This window comes from Inquilinus sp. (assembly GCF_057815775.1).
The window spans coordinates 1-4522 of the sequence record NZ_JBYRFX010000237.1; the positions used below are offsets into that span (position 1 = coordinate 1).

The 4522-nt window shown below is 69.1% G+C and carries 4 protein-coding genes; 1 reads left to right on the forward strand and 3 read right to left on the reverse strand.

The window, feature by feature from the left end; translation table 11 throughout:
* Positions 1-506, reverse strand: a 506-nt coding sequence (locus AC3XYG_RS08570) for an NAD(P)H-dependent oxidoreductase (protein WP_489139398.1), incomplete at its 3' end; no start/stop codon positions are given.
* 92 nt (positions 507-598) lie between these two features.
* Here AC3XYG_RS08570 and AC3XYG_RS08575 point away from each other — a divergent pair.
* Positions 599-1519 (forward strand): LysR family transcriptional regulator, encoded by a 921-nt coding sequence (locus AC3XYG_RS08575; RefSeq protein ID WP_489139399.1) that lies wholly within the window; start codon positions 599-601, stop codon positions 1517-1519.
* Here the strand turns inward: AC3XYG_RS08575 and betB are convergent.
* Together betB and AC3XYG_RS08585 are read right to left on the reverse strand one after the other, a co-directional pair.
* Complete coding sequence (betB, locus tag AC3XYG_RS08580; protein WP_489139400.1) at positions 1516-2970, reverse strand: betaine-aldehyde dehydrogenase; 1455 nt, start codon at positions 2968-2970, stop codon at positions 1516-1518. The genes AC3XYG_RS08575 and betB overlap by 4 nt on opposite strands.
* Positions 2971-2984: 14 nt before the next feature.
* On the reverse strand, positions 2985-4522 hold a 1538-nt coding region (locus AC3XYG_RS08585), incomplete at its 5' end, for a choline dehydrogenase (protein WP_489139401.1).

Genomic DNA, 4522 nt, shown 5'->3' on the forward strand with positions numbered 1-4522 from the left:
ATCGGCCCGTTGACCCCGCGGGGGCTGTAATGCTCCTCCCAGCCGCCGGCGGTCACGATCAGCATGGCGCGCTTGCCCGCAAGGCTGCCCTCGCCGTAGCGGTCGCCCCAGCGCCGATCGCTGTGTTCGCCGACGCCATAGGCGAAGCCGTAGGCGAACACCCGGTCGACCCAGCCCTTGAGGATCGCCGGCATGGCGAACCACCAGAGCGGGAACTGGAGAATCAGGGCATCGGCCCAAAGCAGCTTCTCGATCTCGGCTTTGACATCGTCGGTCAGCGTGCCGGTGTCGAAGGCATTCTTGGAGGCGGCGACCGGCAGCAACCGCACATCCGGCGCCAGAACGGGGAAGTCGGCACGGTCGACCTCGGATTTCCAGCGGTCGGCGTAGAGGTCCGAGACCCGCACCGTGTGGCCTTGGGCTTCCAGCTCCCGCACGGCGACGTCGCGCAACGCGCCGTTCAGCGAGCGCGGTTCGGGATGGGCGAAGACAAGCAGGATGTTCATGGCATCAGCACTCCGATGGTAACCGACCCATCAGGTGGGCGACGCCTGAGCAATCCGGTATATGTAGGCAATGCATAAGATTGTGCCGGTTCATGGATAGATCCGACGTCACGCTGGAGCGCATGCGCAGCTTCGTCCGCATCGCCGAGCGCGGCAGCCTGTCGGCTGTCGCCCGTGAATTCGGCGTCGGCCAGTCGACGGTCACGCGGCATCTGCGCGAGCTGGAGGAGGCCGTCGGCGTGCCGCTGCTCAGTCGGACCACCCGGCGGGTCACGCTGACCGATGAGGGCGGGCGCTACTATGCCGATTGCGTCCAGATCCTGCGGCTGGTCGATCAGGCCGGCGACGAGGCGCGGGCGACGCGTGGTGCTGCGGCCGGCACGATCCGGATCTCCTGCGCCGCGGCGATCGGGGTCCTGCACATCGGCCGGCTGATCTTCGCCTTCCAGGATCGCCATCCCGACATCGGAGTCGATCTCAGCCTGACCGACGAGCGTATCGACCTGGTGCGGGAGGGCGTCGACATCGCGCTGCGCCTGGGGCCGCTCACCGACAGTTCGATGAAGCTGCGGGCGCTCGGCCGGTCCCGGCGGCTCATGGTGGCGGCGCCGGCCTATCTGGCGGCGCGCGGCCGCCCGGTCATGCCGCAGGACCTGGCCGGCCATGAGGGCATCCGGATGACGAACATCGCCGGCAGCGACACGCTGGTCCTGGAGGGGCCTGACGGCGAGCGCGACGCGGTGCCCTTCGGCGGGCGGTTCCGGGTCGACCATGGCCTCGCCGCGCGCGAGGCCTTTGTCGCCGGCCGCGGCATCGGGCCGGCCCATCGCTGGCTGGTCGACGATTTGCTGGCGGACGGGCGGCTGCAGGCGATCCTGCCGGGCTATGAGCCGCCGCCCGTCCCCTTGAGCATGCTGATCGTCCCCGAGCGCGCGGGCATTGCCCGGGTCCGCCTGCTGGTCGACTTCCTCATTGACCAGATCGGCGGCATTCCGGGGATCGAGACGCGTTAGTAAGGGCTGTCGACGTCCCCGGTCTCGACGTAGACGCTCTTCAGCTGGGTGTAGTGCTCCAGCGCGGCCAGGCCGTTCTCGCGGCCGAGACCGGACTGCTTGTAGCCGCCGAACGGGATCTCGACCGGGGTGATGTTGTAGTTGTTGATCCAGCAGGTGCCGGCCTGCAGCTTCGCCACGACGCGGTGGCCGCGGGCGAGGTCGCGGGTGAACACCCCGGCGGCAAGGCCGAACTCGGTCGCGTTGGCGCGGCGGATGACCTCGGCCTCATCGGTGAAGGTCAGCACGGTCATCACCGGGCCGAAGATTTCCTCACGCACGATCGACATCTCGTCGTGACAGGCGTCGAAGATCGCCGGCTCGACGAAATAGCCGTCGGCCAGGGCCGGGTCGGCCGGGACGCGGCCACCGCTGACTAGGCGGGCGCCGGCCTGCAGCCCGGCCTCGACATAGCCCAGCACCTTGGCGCGGTGATCGGCCGAGATCAGGGCGCCGACCTGGGTTTCCGGGTCCATCGGGTCGCCGATCCGCATCCGCTCAGTGCGGGCCAGCAGCAGGTCCATGAAGCGGTTGTGCAGCGGCGCCTCGATGAACACCCGGGTGCCGTTCGAGCAGATTTCGCCCTGGGTGTAGAAATTGGCCATCATCGCCGCCTTCACCGCGTTCTCGACATCGGCGTCGGCGAAGACGATCAGCGGCGACTTGCCGCCCAACTCCATGGTGACGTGCTTCATCGCCCCGGCGGCGGCGGCGGCGACCTTGCGGCCGGTCGGCACCGACCCGGTCAGCGACACCTTGGCGACATCGGGGTGGGTGACCAGGGCGTGGCCGACCTCGCCCTTGCCCTGGACCACGTTGAACACGCCCGGCGGCAGGCCGGCCTCGAGAAAGATGCCGGCCAGCGCCTCGGCGGTCATCGGCGTCAGCTCGGACGGCTTGAACACCATGGTGTTGCCGCAGGCCAGCGCCGGGCCGGACTTCCAGCAGGCGATCTGCAGCGGATAGTTCCAGGCGCCGATGGCGCCGACCACACCCAGCGGCTCGCGCCGCGTGTAGGCGAAGGGCCCACCGAAATCATGGTGAGTACCATGCAGCGACGGGGCCAAGCCGGCGAAATACTCGATCGCGTCGGCCCCGGAATCGATGTCGACCGCCATCGCCTCGGCGATCGGCTTGCCGGTGTCCAGCACCTCCATCCGCGCCAGCCGGTCGCGGTTGGCGCGCAGCAGGCGCACCGCCTCGCGCAGGATCCGGCCGCGCTGGGTGCCGGTCATGCCGGCCCAGCCGTCGAAGGCGGCCTTGGCGGCGTCGACGGCGCGGCCGACATCGGCCGGGGAGGCGGCCAGCACCCGGCCGACCGCCTTGCCGGTGGCGGGGTTGATGGTATCGAACGGCGTGCCGCTGCCGTCGACCGCCTTGCCGCCGATGTGCAGCCGGATGGTTTCGACCATGGGGTTCTCCTGAATCAGCGCTGGGCCGTCTGCCAGTCCGGCGCCTGGTAGACCGGGGCATTCGAGGGCGGCAAGGGCTGGCGGCCGAGGATGATGTCGGACGCCTTCTCACCGATCATGATGGTGGGGGCGTTGAGGTTGCCGCTGACGACCGACGGCATGATCGAGGCATCGACCACGCGCAGGCCCTGCAGCCCGTGCACCCGGGTCTCGGGGTCGACCACAGCCATCTCGTCCACGCCCATCTTGCAGGTGCAGGAGGGGTGGTAGGCGCTGTCGGCCTTGGCCCGGATGAAGGCGTCGATCTCGTCGTGGGTGCGCACCCCCGCGCCGGGCTGGATTTCGGACCCGCGATAGGGGTCGAAGCCGGCCTGGGCGAAGATCTCCCGGGTCAGCCGGACGCAGGCGCGCATATCAATGCGATCCTCCTCGGTGCTCAGGTAGTTCGGCTGCAGGATCGGCTTGGCCCGCGGATCGGACGACCGCAGCTCGACCCAGCCGCGCGAGGTGGCGCGCATGGTGCCGGCATGGGCCTGGAAGGCATGGCGGTCGCCCGGCTTGCGGCCGTGGTCGTTCACCACCGACGGCAGGAAATGATACTGGATGTCCGGGTGGGGAATGCCGGGGCGCGAGCGGATGAAGCCGCCGGCCTCGAGATGGGCCGAGGTGGTCAGGCCGCTGCGGAACATGAACCACTCGATCCCGACCTTCGCCTTCACCAGCGGGTTCTCGACGCTGTAGAGGGTGATCGGCTTGGTGCACTCATACTGGACGTACAGCTCCAGATGGTCCTGCAGGTTGCGGCCGACGCCGGGCAGGTCGTGCACCACCGAAACACCGTGCCGGCGCAACTGGTCGGCCGGGCCGACGCCGGACAGCATCAGCAGCTGCGGCGAGTTGATGGCGCCGCCGCACAGGATCACCTCGCGCCCGGCGCGGGCGATGCGGATCTGGCCGGCCTGGGCGTATTCGACCCCGACCGCGCGGGTGCCCTCGAATACGATCCGGGTGCTCAGGGCGCCGGTCTCGATCGTCAGGTTCGGCCGCGACCGGATCGGCTTGAGGTAGGCCTTGGCGGCGGACCAGCGCTCCCCCTTGTGGATCGTCATGTCCATCTTGCCGAAGCCTTCCTGCTGGTACCCGTTCATGTCGGCGGTGAACGGATAGCCGGCCTGCTGGCCCGACTGGATGAAGGCATCGAATAGGGGATTCGGCTGGCTGCCGGTGGAGACGTTCAGCGGGCCATCGGCGCCGCGATAATCGTCGCCGCCCTTGGCCCGGGTCTCGGCCCGGCGGAAATAGGGCAGCACGTCGGCATAGGACCAGCCGGCGGCGCCTTCCTCGGCCCAGCGGTCGTAGTCATAGGCATGGCCGCGGATATAGACCATGGCGTTCAGCGAGGACGACCCGCCGAGCACCCGGCCGCGCGGCCAGTACATGCGGCGGTTGTCCATCGCCGCCTGCGGCTCGGTCTCGTAGTACCAGTTGTACTTGTCGTCGCCGAGATTGTAGGTCAGCGCCGCCGGCATGTGGATCTTCCAGGTCCGGTCCT

Bases quoted from the DNA above. Each gene is read 5' to 3' on its own strand.
- betB (WP_489139400.1), bottom strand. From the start codon at position 2,970: ATGGTCGAAACCATCCGGCTGCACATCGGCGGCAAGGCGGTCGACGGC.
- AC3XYG_RS08575 (WP_489139399.1), top strand. From the start codon at position 599: ATGGATAGATCCGACGTCACGCTGGAGCGCATGCGCAGCTTCGTCCGC.